This is a genomic window from Mucilaginibacter sp. P4_G9 (assembly GCF_056400985.1).
This window is the reverse complement of record NZ_JBFUKF010000916.1, coordinates 1-681: the sequence shown is the minus strand read 5'-3', so window position 1 is coordinate 681 and position 681 is coordinate 1. Positions and strand designations below refer to the sequence as shown.

General features: G+C 43.4%; 1 protein-coding gene. It reads right to left on the bottom strand.

What is annotated here, in order from left to right; translation table 11 throughout:
• Positions 1–558: alpha/beta hydrolase (locus AC1DPZ_RS28540; RefSeq protein WP_477409898.1), on the bottom strand; the 558-nt coding region annotated here is incomplete at its 3' end.
• Between the last annotated feature and the right edge of the window lie 123 nt (positions 559–681).

The following is a 681-nucleotide window of genomic DNA, read 5'->3' as shown; positions in this document are numbered from 1 at the left end:
CATAAAATCGGGGCGCAGGCTAATGTTATCTTTATTTTCAATCACCGGTTTATCAAAGTGTGTTCCTTCGGTAGATGCCAGGTGACCGCCGGCCGAAAAGCCAATAATTCCTATTTTTGCAGGGTTTATCCCCCACTCCTTAGCATTTTTACGAACAGTTAATATGGCCATTTGCGCATCCTGTAGCGGACCGATTGACCTATCTACCATTATATCATCACTTGGCAAGCGATACTTCAGTAAAAACGCTGTTACACCTATTTTATTAAATTCCTGGCAAATGGCTATCCCCTCATGTGCATTGGCTAAACCGCCATAACCGCCGCCCGGGCAAACTACAATAGCGGCTCCGTTGGCCTTACCTTTTGCCGGCAAATAAGGTGTGAGGGTTGGTTCACTTACCCCTGTTATCCATGCACCATTTATTTTCTCTACATAAGTGGCAGGCGTAGGTTTTGAATTGGGCACACCTTTTGGATACRAAGGCATCGGCTTTTCCTGGCCGTAGGCTATAGTTGCTGCAATGGTCAAAACGAGGGCTGATAAAATAATTTTCATAATTTGTTAGGTATATGCAATTATAGGTTTTTTATGCTAAACTTTTGCCTAAAGCATCTTTTACCATTTCGCGGTTCTGGCGCGAGATGGGGACTTTGGTTTTATCGCTTAACAATAATGTAC